The sequence below is a fragment of the Streptomyces sp. NBC_01003 genome (genome assembly GCF_045162695.1).
GTDB lineage: Bacteria > Actinomycetota > Actinomycetes > Streptomycetales > Streptomycetaceae > Streptomyces.
The window spans coordinates 8,423,506-8,441,587 of sequence record NZ_CP108707.1 but is presented as its reverse complement, the minus strand read 5'-3'; the positions used below and the strand labels follow the sequence as shown (position 1 = coordinate 8,441,587).

Annotated in this window: 15 protein-coding genes and 1 pseudogene; 9 read left to right on the top strand and 7 right to left on the bottom strand. The window is 73.1% G+C overall.

The features are described from left to right. Window positions 1-23: 23 nt before the first annotated feature. The 3 genes from OG698_RS38555 to OG698_RS38545 form a co-directional block, all read right to left on the bottom strand. Window positions 24-458: a hypothetical protein gene (locus OG698_RS38555; RefSeq protein ID WP_406108613.1), complete on the bottom strand. Its 435-nt coding sequence runs from the start codon at window positions 456-458 to the stop codon at window positions 24-26. A gap of 65 nt (window positions 459-523) precedes the next feature. Continuing rightward, complete coding sequence (locus OG698_RS38550) at window positions 524-1,261, bottom strand: ABC transporter permease (protein ID WP_406111524.1); 738 nt, start codon at window positions 1,259-1,261, stop codon at window positions 524-526. Window positions 1,262-1,266: 5 nt separating this feature from the next. Continuing rightward, window positions 1,267-2,196 carry an ABC transporter ATP-binding protein gene (locus tag OG698_RS38545; RefSeq protein ID WP_406108611.1) on the bottom strand — a complete coding sequence of 310 codons (930 nt, stop codon included), beginning with the start codon at window positions 2,194-2,196 and terminating at the stop codon, window positions 1,267-1,269. Window positions 2,197-2,303: 107 nt separating this feature from the next. Here OG698_RS38545 and OG698_RS38540 point away from each other — a divergent pair, with 107 nt between their 5' ends. From OG698_RS38540 to OG698_RS38530, 3 genes are all read left to right on the top strand, one after another. Then, on the top strand, window positions 2,304-3,545 hold the full coding sequence (locus OG698_RS38540; RefSeq protein ID WP_406108609.1) for a sensor histidine kinase: 1,242 nt from the start codon (window positions 2,304-2,306) through the stop codon (window positions 3,543-3,545). A 78-nt stretch (window positions 3,546-3,623) separates the two neighbouring features. Continuing rightward, on the top strand, window positions 3,624-4,274 hold the full coding sequence (locus OG698_RS38535; protein WP_406108607.1) for a response regulator: 651 nt from the start codon (window positions 3,624-3,626) through the stop codon (window positions 4,272-4,274). A gap of 94 nt (window positions 4,275-4,368) precedes the next feature. Further along, on the top strand, window positions 4,369-5,526 hold the full coding sequence (locus OG698_RS38530) for an ROK family transcriptional regulator (protein ID WP_383084284.1): 1,158 nt from the start codon (window positions 4,369-4,371) through the stop codon (window positions 5,524-5,526). Window positions 5,527-5,763: 237 nt separating this feature from the next. On the opposite strand, the gene OG698_RS38525 is transcribed toward OG698_RS38530, so the two are convergent. Both OG698_RS38525 and OG698_RS38520 read right to left on the bottom strand, forming a co-directional pair. Continuing rightward, window positions 5,764-6,531 carry a GntR family transcriptional regulator gene (locus OG698_RS38525; protein WP_406108605.1) on the bottom strand — a complete coding sequence of 256 codons (768 nt, stop codon included), beginning with the start codon at window positions 6,529-6,531 and terminating at the stop codon, window positions 5,764-5,766. 287 nt (window positions 6,532-6,818) lie between these two features. Further along, entirely contained in the window at window positions 6,819-7,697 is an 879-nt protein-coding gene (locus OG698_RS38520) for an RNA polymerase sigma-70 factor (protein WP_406108603.1), read from the bottom strand. Between the two features lie 183 nt (window positions 7,698-7,880). On the opposite strand from OG698_RS38520, the gene OG698_RS38515 reads away from it, so the two are divergent. Beyond that, complete coding sequence (locus OG698_RS38515) at window positions 7,881-8,711, top strand: alpha/beta fold hydrolase (protein ID WP_406108602.1); 831 nt, start codon at window positions 7,881-7,883, stop codon at window positions 8,709-8,711. 36 nt (window positions 8,712-8,747) lie between these two features. On the opposite strand, the pseudogene OG698_RS38510 reads toward OG698_RS38515, so the two are convergent. Then, window positions 8,748-9,584, bottom strand: a pseudogene (locus tag OG698_RS38510) (EamA family transporter); the annotation flags it as partial. A gap of 47 nt (window positions 9,585-9,631) precedes the next feature. Between OG698_RS38510 and OG698_RS38505 the strand changes: the two are divergent. The 3 genes from OG698_RS38505 to OG698_RS38495 all read left to right on the top strand — a co-directional run bounded on the left by OG698_RS38505 (window position 9,632) and on the right by OG698_RS38495 (window position 14,411). Continuing rightward, window positions 9,632-11,095 carry a PLP-dependent aminotransferase family protein gene (locus tag OG698_RS38505; protein WP_406108600.1) on the top strand — a complete coding sequence of 488 codons (1,464 nt, stop codon included), beginning with the start codon at window positions 9,632-9,634 and terminating at the stop codon, window positions 11,093-11,095. A gap of 174 nt (window positions 11,096-11,269) precedes the next feature. Next, window positions 11,270-12,853 carry an alkaline phosphatase D family protein gene (locus tag OG698_RS38500; protein ID WP_406108598.1) on the top strand — a complete coding sequence of 528 codons (1,584 nt, stop codon included), beginning with the start codon at window positions 11,270-11,272 and terminating at the stop codon, window positions 12,851-12,853. A 106-nt stretch (window positions 12,854-12,959) separates the two neighbouring features. Further along, on the top strand, window positions 12,960-14,411 hold the full coding sequence (locus OG698_RS38495; RefSeq protein ID WP_406108596.1) for a GNAT family N-acetyltransferase: 1,452 nt from the start codon (window positions 12,960-12,962) through the stop codon (window positions 14,409-14,411). Between the two features lie 119 nt (window positions 14,412-14,530). Here the strand turns inward: OG698_RS38495 and OG698_RS38490 are convergent, their stop codons facing one another. Beyond that, on the bottom strand, window positions 14,531-15,742 hold the full coding sequence (locus tag OG698_RS38490; RefSeq protein ID WP_406108594.1) for a trans-sulfuration enzyme family protein: 1,212 nt from the start codon (window positions 15,740-15,742) through the stop codon (window positions 14,531-14,533). 60 nt (window positions 15,743-15,802) lie between these two features. On the opposite strand from OG698_RS38490, the gene OG698_RS38485 reads away from it, so the two are divergent. Continuing rightward, window positions 15,803-16,297, top strand: coding sequence for an Lrp/AsnC family transcriptional regulator (locus OG698_RS38485; protein ID WP_406108592.1), 495 nt, complete (start codon window positions 15,803-15,805; stop codon window positions 16,295-16,297). A gap of 35 nt (window positions 16,298-16,332) precedes the next feature. Beyond that, window positions 16,333-18,036 (top strand): DUF885 domain-containing protein, encoded by a 1,704-nt coding sequence (locus tag OG698_RS38480; RefSeq protein WP_406108590.1) that lies wholly within the window; start codon window positions 16,333-16,335, stop codon window positions 18,034-18,036. The last annotated feature ends 46 nt before the right edge of the window (window positions 18,037-18,082 follow it).

Here is an 18,082-nt window from a genome sequence, read left to right as displayed (position 1 = left end):
GCATACGGGGCCCAGGCGCGTCGTCAGGGCGGGTCCACGTCCGTGACGGCGGCGACGAGCCGGAAGGGCAGGTCCTCCGCGCCGAGCGGGATACCCAGCACGATCCACCGCCCGTCGGCCTGCCACAACTGGACGTCCGGAACATACGCGCTGAGCGCGGCCCAGGGCTCCGGTATGTCCTCCCCGCCCTCGACCGCGCGCAGGCTGACGCTCCACAGGCTGAACCACTGCGGCTCCCCCCAGCGCTCGGTGAGCACCGAGGAGAGCCCGTCCCGGTCGGCGACCCACTGGTCCTGAGCGGCGCCCTCGGGGGCCGGCTCCCGGAGTTCGCCGCGCGTCGCCAACTCCGCGATGTAGTAACCCGGTCCGCCGGAGCCCGCGTCCGATCTGCCGTGCTCCGCGGGGAACTCACGGGAGCGCAGCAGGTCGATCGTCGCGAGATGCTGTGCGGTGCTCATGACGTCCAGTAAAGCGGCCACCACTGACATTTGGCGGGGCGTCCGGCGGTTACGAGTCCCTGCCGTTACGCGTCCCTGCGGCGCAGCGCCCACCAGCCGGCGAGGAGCGCGGCCGCCGCCCACGCGGCGGTGACGGCGAGCCCCGTCCACGGCCCGAGCGGGCCGGCCGGGTCCTGGTGCAGGACCTGTTGTCCGGCGTGGTCCGGCAGGAAATCGGCGACGGAGGCGGCCATGTCGCCCACGACGAAGGACACGATCAGGATGAACGGGATGAGCAGGCTCAGGACGGCGACCGCGCTGCGCAGGACGACGGTGAGACCGGCCGCGAACAGGGCCATCAGCGCAAGGTAGAGGCCGCCTCCGACGCAGGCGCGCAGCGCGCCCGGATCGCCGAGCCCGAGGGCGTAGGACCCCATGAACGCCTGCCCGGAGAGGAACGTGACGAACGAGGTGAGCTGGCCCGCGACGACGGCGAGGGCACCGACGACCGTCATCTTCGCCGCGTAGAGCAGATTCCTGTTGGGGACCGCGGCGAGGGAGACGCGCAGGGCGCCGTTGAGGTACTCCGAGGACACGGCGGTCGTGCCGAAGGCGATGGCCGCGATCTGGCCGAAGTTGAGTGCGTAGAAGGCCCCGAAGAGGAGGTCGGCTCCTTCGTTGTCCGCCTCCGCCTGTCCGACCGCCGCGGTGGCCAGGACGTTGACGGCGACGGTCACGACGAAGACCGCGAGGAGTGAGCCGGCGCTGGCGCGCACCGATCTCACCTTGATCCATTCGGAACGCAGTACGGCGGTGGTCGACATCATCGTCAGGCCTCCTGGAGGGGCGTGTATGCGGCGGCGAACTCGGTGTCGTCCGCGGTGAGGGCGAGGTAGGCCTCCTCCAAGGAGGCTGATTCGTCGGCGAGTTCGAGGACGGGGATGCCGTCGGTGGCGGCGAGCGCGCCGATCTCCTCTGCGCGCGCCCCTGCGACGGTCCAGCGGCCGTCGCCGGTGGCCACGGCTTCGAGTCCCTTGCGGCGAAGTGCAGCGCGCAGGCTCGCGGGGTCGGTGGTGCGGACACGGGCGCGCCGCTCGCTGTGCGCGTCGATGAAGTCCCGCATCGGGGTGTCGGCGAGCAGCCTGCCCCGCCCGAGGACGACGAGGTGGTCGGCGAACGTGGCGGTCTCGTTCATGAGGTGGCTGGAGACGAGGACCGTGCGGCCCTCGCGGGCGAGGCCGCGCATCAGTTCGCGGATCCAGATGATGCCTTCGGGGTCCAGGCCGTTGGACGGTTCGTCGAGCATCACGGCCTTTGGGTCGCCGAGGAGTGCGGCGGCGATGCCGAGGCGCTGGCGCATGCCCAGCGAGAACGTCTTGATCCGGCGCCCGGCGACGGCCGCGATCCCGGCGAGCTCCATGACCTCGTCGACCCGGCGCACCGGGATGCGGTTGGAGGCGGCAAGGACGCGGAGGTGATCGCGGGCGGTACGTGAGCCGTGGGCGGCCTGCGCGTCGAGGAGGACGCCGACCTCGCGCAGGGGTTCGTCGAGCGCCTTGTAGGGGCGGCCGCCGACGGTGGCGGTGCCCGAGGTCGGCCGGTCGAGGCCGAGGACGAGGCGCATGGTGGTGGACTTCCCGGCGCCGTTCGGGCCGAGGAATCCGGTGACCCGGCCGGGCCCGACGCTGAACGTCAGGCGGTCCACCGCGCGGGTCGTGCCGTACTCCTTGGTGAGCTCTTGGACGTCGATGCTGGTCATGGCTCCAGCCTTCCGGCCGCGCCACGCCGGGTCCTCCCCCGGGCGTGGAGAGCGTCTCCCCCATGAGGGGGAGCCGTTCGCGGCCGCTCCACTGGCACGATGGCGGCATGTCCCGCCTCCTCGCGCCGCTCACTCGCGCGGTCACGTACACCCGCTGGCTGCATCTGCTCGTGGGCGCGATCATCGCCCTTGTGTGCGGGTCCGTGTACCCGGGGCTCACCCGGCCGGGGTTCGGGCAGTGGGCCCTGATCCTGTTGATTCCGGTCCCGCTCCTCATGGCGGCCGCCGTGATCCCCGTGGTGCGCAGGGCCGAGGGTCTTCAGGCCCGCCTGATGCTGTTTCCCGGTGCGCACGCGCGCGTGGAGGGCGGTTCGGGTCCACGGGAGGCGGGAGTGTCCGTGGCGCCGTCGGCGTCGTGGCGCGACCGGGGCAGGACCGCAGTGTGGTTGGTGCTGCGTCTGTGGGCCGGCTGCGCGGTCGCGTTCGTGACCGGCCAGCTCATGGCTCTCGCCCTGGAACTGGTGGACGCCACGTCGGGCGGCCCCGCCGAGGCGGAGTCCCTCATCCCCGTACCGGGGCACGGCTGGGCGTACGCGCTGCTCGTGCCGGTGCCGCCGCTGGTGCTTGTGGGAGTGGTCGCGCTCGCCGGGCGCCTGATGGCCTCGGCCGCCCTCGGTCTGCTCGGACCGTCCGCGGCGGAGCGCCTGGCCGCCTTGGAGGAGCGCACCGAGCAGCTGCTCGAACGCAATCGCATCGCCCGCGAACTCCACGACTCCATCGGGCACGCGCTGACCGTCGCCGTCGTGCAGGCCGGCGCGGCGCGGGCGGCCGCCGACCCGGCGTTCACCGACCGCGCCCTGGACGCCATCGAGGAGACGGGCAGGGCGGCCCTGGAGGACCTGGAGCGGGTCCTGTTGGTGCTGCGCGAGTCGGGGCAGCCCGCGAGCCGCCGTCCCACGCTCACGGAGGCGGACCGTCTTCTGGACTCGGCGCGCGCCTCGGGAGCCGAGGTCGACGCGGAGGTCCTCGGCGCGCTGGACACGGTGCCCGGTCCCGTCTCCAGAGAGGGCTACCGCATCCTTCAGGAGGCGCTGACGAACGTGCTGCGCCACTCGGGGACCGTCCCGATCCGGGTCGCCGTCACGGTCGACGACACCCGCCTGTGGCTCGACGTACGCAATCCGCTCCCCGCGGGCGCGCCGGTGAACGGCCAGGGCAGCGGTGCGCCCGCGGGAAGCGGCAGCGGGTTGCGCGGCATCCGCGAGAGGGCGGCGCTTCTCGGCGGACGGGCGCGGACGGGTCCCGACGAGGGGCAGTGGCGGGTGCACGTCGAGCTGCCGCTGGGCTGATCCCGTCCTCATACGGCCCCGACCACTCGGCTGAACCCGTCCCCACGTACGCCCCGACCGCTCCCCTAGGCTGTCCGGATGCCGCTCACCGTGCTCCTTGTCGACGATGAACCGCTGGTCCGCGCGGGGTTGCGCGCCGTGCTCTCGGCGCAGCCGGACATCGAGGTCGTGGGCGAGGCGGCCGACGGCGCCGCTGTGATCCCGCTCGTCCGGCAGCTGCGTCCGGACGTGGTCGCCATGGATGTGCGCATGCCTCTCCTGGACGGCATCGAGGCCACGCGCGCAGTGCTGCGCAGTATGTCCGAACCGCCCAAGATCCTCGTGATCACGACGTTCGAGAACGACGAGTACGTGTACGGGGCGCTGCGGGCGGGCGCCGACGGGTTCCTGTTGAAGCGTTCGCGGCCGGCCGAGATCGTGAACGCGGTCCGACTCGTGGCCGAGGGCGATTCGCTGCTGTTCCCCGCGGCCGTGCGGCGCCTCGCGGCCGAGTACGGCAACACGTCGGCGCGGGAAGCGATGGACCGCGCGGCGCTCACGGAGCGGGAGGCGGACGTACTGCGCCTCATGACTCGGGGCCTGTCCAACTCAGAGATCGCCGGGCACCTCGTCGTGGGCACGGAGACGGTCAAGTCGCATGTGAGCGCCGTCCTCGCCAAGCTCGGGGCGCGGGACCGGACGCAGGCCGTCATCGCCGCGTACGAATCCGGTTTCGTCTCGCCCGGCTGAGCGTCCCCCGTCCCAGAAGTGCACCCGCGCTCGCCGGGGTGCGCCGCGGCGAGTACGATCCGCCCAACACGCGCGCGAGCTGGGAGGACGGACGTTGGGGCGGCTGACCGGCGGGGACCCCTCTCTGCTAAGGCGGATCAACTCCGCGGTGGTGCTGCACGCCCTGCGCGCCACGGATCTCGCGACGCTCACCGAGATCACCCGGGTCACCGGGCTGTCCCGGCCCACGGTCGAGGGCGTCGTCGAAGGGCTCATCGCGGCGGGGCTCGTCGTGGAGACGGCCGTCGACGACAGCGGTACGCGGCGCCAGGGGCGGCCCGCGCGCCGGTTCCGCTTCCGGGCCGAGGCGGGGCATCTGCTCGGTCTGGAGATCGGCCCGCACCGCGTGGCCGCGGTCCTGTCGGACCTGGACGGCAAGGTGCTCGGCACGGCCGCGAAGGACGTCGACGAGACCGCTCCGGCCGACGAGCGCATCGAGCGGCTGCGGACCGCGGTCGCGGACCTGCTGCGCCGCGCGGGCGTCGCCCGTAACTCGCTGCGGGCGGTCGGCGTGGGCAGCCCCGGCATCGTGGAGGCCGACGGCACCGTGCGCCTCGGCACCGCCCTTCCTGAGTGGACGGGGCTTCAGCTGGGCGAGCGGCTGCGGCGCTCCTTCAAGTGCCCGGTCCTGGTGGAGAACGACGCGAACGCCGCGGCGGTGGCCGAGCACTGGAAGGGCGCGGCGACCGAGTCCGACGACGTCGTGTTCGTACTGGCGGGCCTCAGCCCGGGCGCCGGCGCGCTGATCGGCGGCCGGCTGCACCGCGGGTACGGCGGCGCGGCCGGAGAGATCGGGGCGCTGCATCTCCTGGGGCGGGAGGTGCGTCCCGAGACGCTGCTCTCGACGACGGACGAGCCGCTGCACCCGCTCGACGAGCAGGCCGTCGCGCAGGTCTTCGCTCTCGCGCGCCAGGGCGACGAGCGGGCGGGCGCGGCCGTCGACCGGTTCCTCCAGCGCCTGGTGCACGACGTGGCGGCGCTGGTGCTCGCCCTCGATCCGGAACTGGTCGTCGTGGGCGGCTGGGCGGCCGGCCTGGACGGCGTACTGGAGCCGCTACGCCGGGAGTTGGCCCGCTACTGCCTGCGTCCGCCGCGCGTGGCCCTGTCTGTTCTGGGCGAGGCGGCGGTCGCGACCGGGGCGCTGCGGCTCGCGCTGGATCATGTCGAGGAGCAACTGTTCGCCGTCGAGGGCACGGTCACGGCACGCCGCTAACCGGAACACGCACCGGACGCCGGAGGCCCACCGTGGAGAATCACGGTGGGCCTTTACGGATTGAGGCGCGCTCGGCGTGCGCGGATTGAGGCGCCCGGGATTGCAGCGTGCGCGGGTCAGGAGTCGCGGCCGTGCGGGCGCCGCCGGCCGGAAACGCACAGACGCCGAAGGCCCACCGTGAAGGATCACGGTGGGCCTTTACGGAACGCGGAGCGCGCGGGTCCAGCCGCGCGTCTGTCAGGAGGCGCGGCGGTCCGGGCCGTGGTGGATCTCGACGCCGCCCGAGTCGCCGAAGGTGAGGCGGCAGGTGTCGGCGCGGTAGGTGGCCACGGAGACCGCGGCCGTCTCGCCCTCGCTGAAGAACCGGGTCGTGACGACGAGAACGGGCGCGCCCGGCAGCCGGTCGAGCTCCTTCGCGTCGTCGGCGCGGGCCGAGCCCAGCTCGACGGCGCGGTCCTGCCCTTCGAGCCCGAGCCGCCGCAGCTCACGCAGCACGGAACGCGCGCGCGAGGGCCCCGAGGGGGCGTCTATGGCGGAGAGTTCGGGCACGGACGACGACGGTACGTACAGCAGCTCGGCGGCGACGGGCTGGCCGTGCGACACGCGCGTACGGCGCACCCGGTGGACGCGCTCGTCGGGCGCGGTGCCGAGGATGCGGGCCACGGCCGCCGGCGGCACCGCGAGCTCGCTGTCGACGGCCTGCCAGGCTTCACCGTCGGCGGCGCCGGGCCACTCCTGGTCGTCGGACGAGTCGACCGCCACGCCCACACGGGGCGGCGCGACGGTGGTGCCCACGCCACGGCGGCGCTGGAGCCTGCCTTCGAGTTCGAGCTGTTCGAGCGCCTGGCGGAGCGTGGCACGGGCGACTCCGAAGCGGGCCGCGAGGTCCCGCTCGTTCGGCAGGATCTCTCCCACGGCGAACTCTGAGTCGAGTGCCTCGGTCAGCACGGTCTTGAGGTGCCAGTACTTCGGCTCCGGCGCCGTTTCCAACTGCGTGGTCCCCACCCTGTCCTCCGCAATCGCCGTGTCCCGGCTGCGTTTAGCGCCCTTGTTTATTAAAGGTTCCTGCACTATCTCTGCGAGGGTAGGCCCGCCCTCCGACTTGGTCAAGACCAATCCTCGGCCCGCTCCTGGACCCGCGGGGGCTCTGCCACGGAGCGTTCATGGCGGTCCGCAGAGCGTTCACACCGCGTTCGCGAAACGACGAGAGCCCCCGCCCGGTCGGGGCGGGGGCTTCGGTGGCCACAAGGAAGGCCATGGAAGAGGCCGTCAAGAGGGCCGCAGGGAGAGCGTCAGGCGAGTGACACGAGCTTGTCCGGGTTGCGCACGATGTAGACGCACTGCACCTGGCCGTCGGCGACATCGACCTGGACGACACTGTCCGGCTTGCCGTCGACGAGGACGAGCACGGCCGGCCCTCCGTTGAGCTCCACGGTCCGGAAGGTGAATCCGGTGCCGCCGCCCTTGGCGACGCCGAGCAGGAAGCGGCCCACCTTGTCGGCGGACTCGATGACGCGCAGCGGCGCCTTGGACTTGCCGCCGCTGTCTCCGACGAGGCGGGCGTCGGGCGCGAGGAGCGTCATCAGGCCCTCCAGGTCCCCGCCCGTCGCGGCAGCGAGGAAGCGCTCGGTGAGGGCGCGCTGCTCGACGGGGTCGACGTCGAAGCGCGGCCGGCGCTCGTCCACGTGCTTGCGGGCACGTCCCGCGAGCTGGCGCACGGCGGACTCGCTGCGTTCGAGCGTGGCGGCGATCTCGGCGAACGGGAACCCGAACGCCTCGCGGAGCACGAACACGGCGCGCTCCAGCGGCGAGAGGGACTCCAGGACGACGAGGACGGCGAGCGACACCGACTCGGCGAGTACGGCCGCCTCCGCGGTGTCGGGCGCGGTCGGCCCGAAGTCGGTGACCAGCGGCTCCGGCAGCCAGGGACCCACGTACGCCTCGCGCCGGGTCTGCGCCTGCCGCAGCCGGTCGATGGCCAGGCGGGTGGCGACGCGGACGAGGTAGGCGCGTGGTTCGCGCACCTCGTCGCGGTCGGCCTGCGCCCAGCGCAGCCAGGAGTCCTGGACGACGTCCTCGGCGTCGGCCACGCGGCCCAGCATGCGATAGGCGACCCCCATCAGGACCGGCCGGTGTTCTTCGAAGACCTCAATCACGGTGTCGGTTGCCACCCCTCCATCCCAACGGACGCGGCGGCACGTGTCCAGGTGGATTCGGTGCGTCGGTGACCACAAACGGCTCCGCGCCGGGCTTCGCTCCCCCATCCCCCTTGAACTGGAGGCTACTGAGCGGTAATTGTTGCTGACAAGCAGTCTAAGGAAACCGTCGCGCCGGCGTCGGGGACAGGGAGCGACATGGCCACAGAGGTGTCCTTCAGCATCGAAACCCCCGATGGCCCCCGCGAGGTGACCGTCACGTACGAACGCGTGGGCTCCGGGGAGCCCCTGCTTCTCCTGCACGGGATCGGCCACCACTGGCAGGCCTGGGCCCCCGTGATCCCGGTCCTGGCCGCCGAACGCGACGTGATCGCCATCGACCTGCCGGGCTTCGGCGGCTCCCCCGCGCTACCTGACGGGGTCGCCTACGACCTGCCGACGGTGGCGGCCACGCTCGGATCGCTCTGCGCCGCCCTGGGCATCGAGCGGCCGCACGTGGCGGGCAACTCCCTGGGCGGTCTGCTGGCCCTGGAGCTCGGCCGCGAGAAGCTCGTACGGTCGGTCACCGCGCTGTCTCCCGGGGGGTTCTGGTCGCAGGCCGAACGCCGTTACGCGTTCGGCACGCTGCGCGCGATGCGGCAGGGGGCCCGGGCACTGCCGGTTCCCGCGATCGAGCGGCTCTCGCGGTCGGCCGCGGGCCGGGCGGCCCTGACGAGCACCATCTACGCCCGCCCCGGCCGCCGTTCACCCGATGCGGTCGTCGCGGAGACCCTGGCCCTGCGCCACGCCCCCGGGTTCGCGCAGACCCTCGCCGCGGGTCTGGACGTGCAGTTCACGGACGACGTGCCGGACATCCCGGTGACCGTCGCCTGGGGCACCCGCGACCGGCTGCTGCTGCGCCGCCAGGGCATCAGGGCCAAGCACGCCGTTCCCGGAGCCCGCCTCGTGCGGCTGCCCGGCTGCGGTCACGTCCCCATGAGCGACGACCCGGCGCTCGTCTCCCGCGTCATCCTGGACACCAGCCGCTGACCGCGCGCCGAACACGCCGGAGCCCAGCGCCACTCCGGCGCCGACGAGCGCGCTGCCGACGGCCTGCGCGGCGCCGTACGTCCCGGTGCCGACGAGTGGCGCGGTGCACGCCGCCGCCACGGGGATGAGGCCGGAGAACAGGGTGGCGCGCTCGGCGCCGATGCGCTGCATGCCGATGTACCAGCACACGAAGCCGATCACTGTCACGACGGCGGCCTGCCACAGCAGCGCCGTCGCCTCGGTGGCGTCGGGTACGCGGAGCATGTCCGCCCCGTCGAGCACCGCTCCGACCGCGGCCGATTCCAGGGCCGCGACCCCGCAGACCGTGCAGGACAGCAGCTTCGGGCCGAGGGGCCGCAGCACCGGCACCGCGAGGACGGCAAAACCGACCTCCCCGATGAGGGCTCCTACGGAGAACAGGAGGCCGGCCGTGTCCGTGCGCCCCCAGCCCTGGACGGTGAACGCGCCCGCGGCGACCAGCAACGCCCCGTAGAGGACGATCCGTTGGGGCCGACGGCCCGCGAGCAGGGGTACGAGCACTGCCACGACGACCGGGGCGCATCCGACGAAGACCCCGGGGACGGCCGGTTCGGCGCTGCGCTCGGCGGCGAGCACCGCGAGGTTGAAGCCGACCATCCCGACGGCCGCAAGCAGGGCGAGCCGCCCCCATCGACGGCCGGTGAGGTGGCGCAGCGGAGCCGCGCCGCCCCGGCCGAGGAGCGGCAGCAGAAGCAGGCAGGCGAGGGCGTAGCGGAGGAACTGGCCGCCCGCGTACGGGTAGTCGCCCAGGACGCTGTTGGCGGTGAAGGAGGCGCCGACGAGGACGCAGGCGAGGGCGGCCGGCAGGGCCCCTCGGATCGGGTGCGCGTTCATGGCCCTGACGCTAGGGAGAGCGGCGGCCCGGATTAAGGTCCACGTTCATGACGCCATCGGGGACCAATCCGCGTGCGGCGGACGGTGGCGCCCAACCATCGTCCGCCGCCTGGGAGTTACTGCTTCCCGCCGCATCGGCGCCCGCACGCGCGCGTGGCCGTGGTCTCCAGGCCGCGCTGCGGGACGCCGTCAGGTCGGGGCGGCTCGCGCCCGGGACACGGATGCCGTCGAGCCGCGATCTCGCGGCGGATCTGGGCGTCTCGCGCGGGCTGATCACCGAGGCGTACGAGCAGTTGACCGCCGAGGGGTATCTGCGCAGCGGGCGCGGGGCGGGTACCTGGGTGGGCGGGGCGGTACGCGCCGCGGCGGCGGCCGGTGTGCGGGACCTGGCGCCCCGTCCGCCGGGCACGCGCGCCGACTTCGTGGCGGGCAGCCCCGATCTGTCGCTGTTCCCGCGGGCGGCGTGGGCGGCGGCGCAGCGCGGGGTGCTGGCCGAACTGCCGCACCACATGCTGGGCTACCCGGACCCGCGGGGCATCCCCCGGCTGCGTACCGCGCTGGCGGAACTCCTCGCGCGGCGGCGGGGCGTGGTCGCCGATCCGGAGCGGATCATCGTCTGCTCCGGGGTGGCCCAGGCGGTGACGCTGCTCGGATTCGTGCTGCACGCGCGCGGGGAGCGCTCGGTGGGCGTCGAGGACCCGGGAAGCCCCGACCTCGGTTCACTGTTCGCCTCGGCCGGCATCGGCACGACCCCGCTGCCCCTGGACGGCGAGGGGCCTGCCCTCGGGCCGCTGCGGGACGCGGGGGTGCGCTCCGCGGTGACCACGCCGTCCCACCAGTTCCCCTCCGGCATCGCCTACTCACCGGCGCGCCGTACTCAACTCCTCGACTGGGCACGGTCGGTGGACGGCCTCGTCATCGAGGACGACTACGACGGCGACTTCCGTTACGACCGGGCGCCCGTAGGAGCGCTCCAGGGGCTCGACCCGGAGCATGTCGCGTACACGGGCTCGGTGAGCAAGTCGCTTGCGCCCGGGCTGCGGCTCGGCTGGATGGTCGTGCCCGCGGGTCTGACCGACGAGGTCGTCGAGCGCAAGCGCTACATGGACCTCGGCAACCCCGCCCTCGACCAGGCACTCCTGGCCCGTTTCATCGAGCGCGGCGACTACGACCGCCAGTTGAGGCGCTGCCAGCGCGCCTATCGAGAGCGGCGCGACACCCTCGTGGCCGCGCTCCACGAACATCTGCCGGGCACTCAGGTGACGGGGATCGCCGCCGGGCTGCACGTCATCGCCCGCCTCCCCGAGCGCCACGGGTCGCAGGAGGCACTCCTCGAACGAGCCTCGGCGGCCGGGGTCGCCGTCCGCCCGCTGAGCCACTACGGCACCTCGGACAGCGACGACGGCGGAGTGCGGCTGGTCCTCGGGTACGCGCATCTGCCGCCGGCCCGGATCGCGGAAGGCGTACGTCTCCTGGCACGCGCGGCTCACGAGAGGGCCACGCGCGCGTGAGCGGCGGCGTGGGCATGTGAGGCGACGCAGCGCGCCGGGTTCCCCGATCCCCAGGGGCAGTTGTTCACTTGGGGTTCGCGTGTGCGCCGTGGTGAGCCCGTAGGTGTGGCTTCGCCGCGGCGCCCCCGCAGTGGTGGCACCGCACTGTCGGAACCCGTTTCTGGAGGCGTATTCATGTCACACCGTCCGCCGAGTTCTCTGCCCGGCCGCCGCGGGGTGCTGCGCGGCTCGCTCGCCGCTTCGGCCGCCCTGGCGCTGCCCGCCGTGGGCTCGGCCGCAGCCCCGGCCTTCGCGCTGTCGGGTCGCCCGAAGGCGGCGTGGGGTGTTCAGGCAGGGGACGTCGGCGCGCACTCGGGGCTGATCTGGACGCGCTCCGACCGGCCCGCCCGCATGATCGTGGAGACCTCCGCGACGGAGTCGTTCCGCCGGTCCACCAAGTGGCACGGGCCGCTGATCGGCGCGGGCACGGACTTCACGGGCACCACCCGCCTGCGCGGCCTGCCGCCGGGCGAGCAGATCCACTACCGCGTGGTGCTCGCCGACCCCGACGACCCCCGCCGCACGGGCGAACCCGTCACCGGCACCTTCCGCACCACCCCCGTGGGCCGCCGCGACGGAGTGCGCTTCCTGTGGTCGGGCGACATCGCGGGCCAGGGCTGGGGCATCAACCCGGACATCGGCGGCTACCGCGTGTACGAGGACATGCGCGCCCTGAACCCCGACTTCTTCCTGTGCAGCGGCGACAACATCTACGCCGACGGCCCGATCCTGCCCAGCGTCACGCTGCCGGACGGGCGCGTGTGGCGGAACGTCACGACGGAGGAGAAGTCCAAGGTCGCCGAGACGCTGGCCGAGTTCCGCGGCGCGTTCCGCTACAACCTCCTCGACGAGAACGTGCGCCGCTTCAACGCGCAGGTGCCGTCGATCGTGCAGTGGGACGACCACGAGGTGCACAACAACTGGTATCCGGGCCAGATCCTGGACGACGCCCGCTACACGGAGAAGGACACGAACGTCCTCGCCGCGCGCTCCCTGCGGGCGTTCAGCGAGTACTTCCCCGTGTCCACGCTGCCGCCGGGCGACGACGAGGGCCGCGTGTACCGGGTCCTGCGGCACGGCCCCCTGCTCGATGTGTTCGTGCTCGACATGCGCTCGTACCGCAACGCCAACTCCCCGGGCCGGCAGCCCGACGACGCGACCGGGATCCTCGGCGCGCGGCAGCTGGCCTGGCTGAAGCGTGAGCTGTCCCGGTCGCGGGCCGTCTGGAAGGTGATCGCCTCCGACATGCCGCTCGGCCTGGTCGTGGCCGACGGCGCGGTGAACTTCGAGGCCGTCGCGCAGGGCGATCCGGGTGCGCCGCTCGGCCGCGAGCTGCAGATCGCCGAGCTGCTGCGGCACATCAAGCACGACCGGATCACGGGAACGCTGTGGCTCACCGCGGACGTGCACTACACGTCGGCGCAGCACTACGACCCCTCGCGCGCCGCGTTCCAGGACTTCGAGCCGTTCTGGGAGTTCGTCTCGGGCCCGCTGGCGGCGGGCGGCTTCCAGGCGGTGAAGCTGGACGCCACCTTCGGCCCCGAGCAGAGCTTCGTCAAGGCGCCGGACCGGGCCAACACGTCGCCGATGGAGACCCCTCAGTACTTCGGCGAGGTCGACATCGACGGCGGCAGCGGCGAGCTGACGGTACGGCTGCGGCAGCAGGGCGGCGACGTGCTGTTCTCCAAGGTGCTCCAGCCGGGGCGGGTCGGCCAGTAGGGACCCAAAGAAGCCAAAGAGGACATAAGCAGTCTTTACTCATCGGTCACAAAGCGTTCGTGATCACGCAACACCGTTCCTTCACAGTGGCTGCATGAGTCCAGACATGTCTGATGTGAGGCGGGCCAAAAACGGCCGCCCTGTCCACCACTGGCGGCGCGACGTCGTCGAGCTCGCCGCCCTGTTCACGGCGGTGGCCGTCGCGGACGCCGTGGCGAACCTCGTCGGTCACGGCCCCGACGGCCCCGCACTGCTCGCCATCTCGGCCGCGGTACTCCTCGCCACGGCCGGATTCCACACATGGTGGGCACGACGCCACAACCACGCACCCCCGACAGGCGATACCGACGCCCGGCGGCTCCCCACGGAGCGCGCCGGGCAGTCGGAACAGCCCGACACAGAGGTCCCCACAGGCGCCGGCCCGCAGGCGACGAACCAGGCCACGGCCACCGCGCTGTGGCGCATGCGGACGACGGTCCGTGACGAGCCGGGGTCGCTCGCGGCCCTGTGCACGGCGCTCACCCCGCTGCGGGTCGACATCCTGAGCCTCCAGACGCACCCCCTGGGTGAGGGGACCGTGGACGAGTTCCTGCTGCGCGCACCGCGGGAGCTGCCCGCCGCCGAACTCAGCCGGGTCGTGTCCCTGGCCGGCGGGTCCGGCACCTGGATCGAGCGGGCCGACGCCCACGACCTCGTGGACGCGCCCACCCGGATCCTCGGTCTCGCCACGCGCACGGCCCTGGACGCGGCCGAACTCCCGCTGGCGCTGCGCCAGTTGCTCGGCCGGTGCACCATCAGGTCGCTGCCGGGCACGACGGTGAGCGGCCGAACGACCGAGAGCGCGCCCGTGGAGGGGGCGCTCGAAGGGACCGTGATCCGGCTCCGGGCCCCCGAAGGCGGCGTGATCACCGTGGAGCGGCCGTATCTGCCGTTCACGCCCACCGAGTTCGCGCGCGCCCGCGCCCTGGTCGAGCTCGACGCGCGGCTGGGCCCGCGCATCCCGCGCAGCCAGGACGTCCTGACGCTCCCCGAGGGCAATGCGATCACCGTGCGCCGGGCCGACTCGAACGACGTGGAGGCGGCCAAGGAGATGCAGGAGCGGTGCTCCCGCGCGACGCTGAGCAAGCGCTACCACGGGCCCGTCGGCGACGCGGACCGCTACCTCAACCACCTGCTCAGCCCCCGCTTCGGCCGCACGCTCGCGGCGCAGACCGCGGCGGGCCGCATCGTCGCCCTCGGGCATCTGCTGTGGGACGGCGACGAGACGGAGATCGCGCTGCTCGTCGAGGACGACTGGCAGCGCCGCGGCATCGGCACCGAGCTGCTCGGCCGCCTGGTCGCGATGGCGATCGAGGCGGGCTGCGAGAGCGTGTACGCCGTCACACAGGCGTCCAACACCGGGATGGTCGCGGCGATGCGCGGCCTCGGACTGCCCCTCGACTACCAGATCGAGGAGGGCACGCTGGTGATCACGGCGCGCCTGGAGGCGACTCCGGTCAGGTCACGGCTGCCGTACGAGGGGCCCCGCGCGGCGTACGAGCAGGCCGACCGGCACTGAGGTCCGGGCCGGCCGGGACCGGCTCCTCGCGAGCCGGCCCGGACCGGTCCGCTCCTGCGTCTGTCCGGCCCGGACCGGTCCCCTCCTGCTTCTCTCCGGTCCGGGCAAGTACCTCTACGTCACTCCGGCACCCGCAGGCGCGCCCCGGCCGCACGCCCCGTAACAGCGCCCGGCTCCCCCAATGCCTGGTCCAGGTCCGCCCACAGGTCCTCGACGTCCTCAAGACCCACCGAAAGCCGCAGCAGCCGGTCGCTCACGCCCGCCGACCTGCGGTCGCCGGCGTCGACGATGCGGTGGCTGATGGACGCCGGGTGCTGGATGAGCGAGTCGACGCTGCCGAGGCTGACGGCGGGCGTGACCAGGCGGACCGTACGGATCACCTCGTGCGGGTCGCCCACGGTCTCGAAGGCGACCATCGCGCCGCCGATCCGCGGATAGTGCACGCGCGCGATACGCGGGTCCCCGGACAGGCGCGCCGCCAGTTCGGCCGCCGTCGCCGACGCCGCCCGGACCCGCACCGGCAGCGTCGCGAGGCCGCGCAGGAGCAGATAGCCGGCGAGCGGATGCAGCACGCCGCCCGTCGCGAACCGCACCTGGCGCAGCTGCCGGGCGAACGCCTCGTCGCAGGCCACGACCCCGCCCATGACGTCCCCGTGCCCGCCGAGGAACTTGGTCGCGCTGTGCAGCACCAGCCGCGCGCCGTGCTCGACGGGCCGCTGGAGCACCGGCGTCGCGAAGGTGTTGTCGGCGAGGAGCGGCACCGTTCCGCACGCGTGGGCCACGGCCCGCAGATCGAGCTCGGCGAGCGTCGGATTGGCGGGTGACTCCACCATCACGAGCCCGGTGTCGGGCCGGATCGCGTCCGCGATGCCCGCCGGGTCCACCCAGGTCACCTCCGTGCCGAGCGCCCCCGCGGTGAGGAGGTGGTCGCTGCATCCGTACAGCGGCCGGACGGCGACGACATGGCGCAGCCCGGCGCCGTTGCGTACGAGCAGCACCGCGGTCAGGGCCGCCATGCCGCTCGCGAAGGCGACCGCGCTCTCGGTCCCTTCGAGCCGGGCGAGCGCGGTCTCGAAGCGGCCGACGGTCGGATTGCCGAGCCGGGCGTAGACCGGCGGGCCCTCGTCGACGACGCCGTCCGCCGCGAACGCGTCGATGCGGGCGGCCTCGCCACGGCTGTCGTACGACGGGTACGTGGTGGACAGGTCGATGGGCGGGGCGTGCAGCCCGAGTCCCGCGAGGTCGTCGCGGCCGGCGTGCACGGCTTCGGTGGCCAGGGCCCGCCGGTGGGCGGGGCCCGGGCGCATCCCTGCGTACAGGTCGTTCTCCATGGGCGACAGCCTGAACAACGGCCGGGGTTCATGGGACAAACCCCGTGCTACGTTCGACCAATGGCCGATTCCGTCGTACTTGATCCGGTTGATCTGCACATACTGCGCCTCCTCCAGAACGATGCCCGCATCACCTACCGGGACCTCGCCGCGCAGGTCGGCGTCGCGCCGTCCACGTGCCTCGACCGCGTGACCCGGCTGCGCCGGTCCGGCGTGATCCTCGGGCATCAGCTGCGCCTCGACCCGGCGAAGCTGGGCCGCGGGCTCCAGGCGCTGCTCTCGGTGCAGGTCCGGCCGCACCGGCGCGAGCTGGTCGGCCCGTTCGTGGAGCGGATCCGGGCGCTGCCGGAAGCGCGGTCGGTCTTCCATCTGACGGGCCCCGACGACTACTTGGTGCATGTCGCCGTGCACGACACAGCCGACCTCCAGCGGCTGGTACTCGACGAGTTCACGGCGCACCGCGAGGTGGCGCGCGTCGAGACGCGGCTGATCTTCCAGCAGTGGGAGTGCGGCCCGCTGCTGCCCCCGTCCGCCGACGCCGTCGGCGAATCTTGATGACGCGGCCCCCCGCCCCGTATGACGATGGCGGCATGTCAGATTCGTCAGCCACAGCAGCAGCCGTCACCGGACCGCTCCCGCGCGAAGTCGCCGACGCCTACGTCGACGAGCTCATCGCCCTCGACCCCGTCACCGGCACCTACCTCGGCGTGCCCGAGAGCCACAGCAAACTGCCCGACCTCTCACCCGCCGGTCAGGAGGCCCTCGCCGCTCTCGCGCGGGCGACCCTCGCGCGGCTCGACGAGGCCGAGCGCAGGCCCGGGGCCGACAGCGCGGCCGAGCGCCGCTGCGGCCGGCTCCTGCGGGAGCGGCTCACGGCCGAACTCGCCGTGCACGACGCCGAGGAGAACCTGCGGGCCGTCACCAATCTGGGCGGGCCCGTCCACCACATGCGGGAGGTGTTCACCCTCACGCCGACCGCGACGGACGCGGACTGGGCGGCCGTCGCGGAGCGGCTGCGCGCCGTGCCCGGGGCGCTCGCCGGGTACCGCGAGACGCTGTCGCTGGGCCTGGAGAAGAAGCTCCACGGCGGACCACGGCCGACCGCCACGTTCATCGAGCAGCTCACCGAGTGGGCGGGCGAAGGGCGCGGCTGGTTCGAGGACTTCACCGCGGACGGGCCCGACGCGCTGCGAACCGAGCTCGACGAGGCCGGCGGCGCCGCGACGGCCGCGGTGGTCGAACTGCGCGACTGGATGCGCGACGTGTACGCGCCCGCGATCGAGGGCTCGCCCGACACGGTGGGCCGCGAGCGGTACGCCCGCTGGTCGCGCTACTACAACGGCACGGACCTCGACCTCGACGAGGCGTACGCGTACGGCTGGGCGGAGTACCACCGCCTGCTCGGCGAGATGAGGACCGAGGCGGAGAAGATCCTGCCCGGCGCCGCGACGCCGTGGGTGGCGCTCGCGCACCTCGACGAGCACGGCGCGCACATCGAGGGCGTGGAGGAGGTGCAGCGCTGGCTCCAGGGCGTGATGGACGAGGCGATCGAGGCCCTCGACGGCACGCACTTCGAACTCGCGGAGCGGGTGCGGAAGGTGGAGTCCAGGATCGCCCCGGCGGGCAGCGCCGCGGCGCCCTACTACACGGCGCCGTCGGAGGACTTCACGCGGCCGGGGCGCACCTGGCTGCCGACGATGGGCCAGACCCGGTTCCCCGTCTACGACCTGGTCTCCACCTGGTACCACGAGGGCGTACCCGGTCACCATCTCCAGATCGCGCAGTGGACGCACGTCGCGGACAGCCTCTCCCGCTACCAGGCGAGCGTCGGCATGGTGAGCGCCAATGCCGAGGGGTGGGCGCTGTACGCGGAGCGTCTGATGGACGAGCTGGGCTTCCTCACGGACGCCGAGCGGCGGCTCGGATATCTGGACGCGCAGATGATGCGCGCGACCCGCGTCATCGTCGACATCGGCATGCATCTGGAGCTGGAGATCCCGGCGGACTCGCCGTTCCACCCGGGCGAGCGGTGGACGCCCGCCCTCGCGCAGGAGTTCTTCGGCGCGCACAGCAGCCGGCCCGCGGACTTCGTGGAGAGCGAGCTGACCCGCTATCTGTCCATCCCCGGGCAGGCGATCGGCTACAAGCTGGGCGAGCGCGCGTGGCTGCTCGGCCGCGCCAACGCGCAGGCGAGGCACGGGGACGCGTTCGACGCGAAGGCCTGGCACATGGCGGCTCTCTCGCAGGGATCGCTCGGCCTCGACGACCTCGTGGACGAGCTGTCCCAGCTGTAACTCGATTGCGGGCGGCGGCACTTGGCGGCTGCCGCCCGCACATCCA

Bases quoted from the DNA above. Each gene is read 5' to 3' on its own strand.
- OG698_RS38480 (WP_406108590.1), top strand. From the start codon at position 16,333: ATGTCAGATTCGTCAGCCACAGCAGCAGCCGTCACCGGACCGCTCCCG.
- OG698_RS38550 (WP_406111524.1), bottom strand. From the start codon at position 1,261: ATGTCGACCACCGCCGTACTGCGTTCCGAATGGATCAAGGTGAGATCG.
- OG698_RS38500 (WP_406108598.1), top strand. From the start codon at position 11,270: ATGTCACACCGTCCGCCGAGTTCTCTGCCCGGCCGCCGCGGGGTGCTG.
- OG698_RS38485 (WP_406108592.1), top strand. From the start codon at position 15,803: ATGGCCGATTCCGTCGTACTTGATCCGGTTGATCTGCACATACTGCGC.
- OG698_RS38490 (WP_406108594.1), bottom strand. From the start codon at position 15,742: ATGGAGAACGACCTGTACGCAGGGATGCGCCCGGGCCCCGCCCACCGG.
- OG698_RS38505 (WP_406108600.1), top strand. From the start codon at position 9,632: ATGACGCCATCGGGGACCAATCCGCGTGCGGCGGACGGTGGCGCCCAA.
- OG698_RS38495 (WP_406108596.1), top strand. From the start codon at position 12,960: ATGTCTGATGTGAGGCGGGCCAAAAACGGCCGCCCTGTCCACCACTGG.
- OG698_RS38545 (WP_406108611.1), bottom strand. From the start codon at position 2,196: ATGACCAGCATCGACGTCCAAGAGCTCACCAAGGAGTACGGCACGACC.
- OG698_RS38555 (WP_406108613.1), bottom strand. From the start codon at position 458: ATGAGCACCGCACAGCATCTCGCGACGATCGACCTGCTGCGCTCCCGT.
- OG698_RS38535 (WP_406108607.1), top strand. From the start codon at position 3,624: ATGCCGCTCACCGTGCTCCTTGTCGACGATGAACCGCTGGTCCGCGCG.
- OG698_RS38540 (WP_406108609.1), top strand. From the start codon at position 2,304: ATGTCCCGCCTCCTCGCGCCGCTCACTCGCGCGGTCACGTACACCCGC.
- OG698_RS38515 (WP_406108602.1), top strand. From the start codon at position 7,881: ATGGCCACAGAGGTGTCCTTCAGCATCGAAACCCCCGATGGCCCCCGC.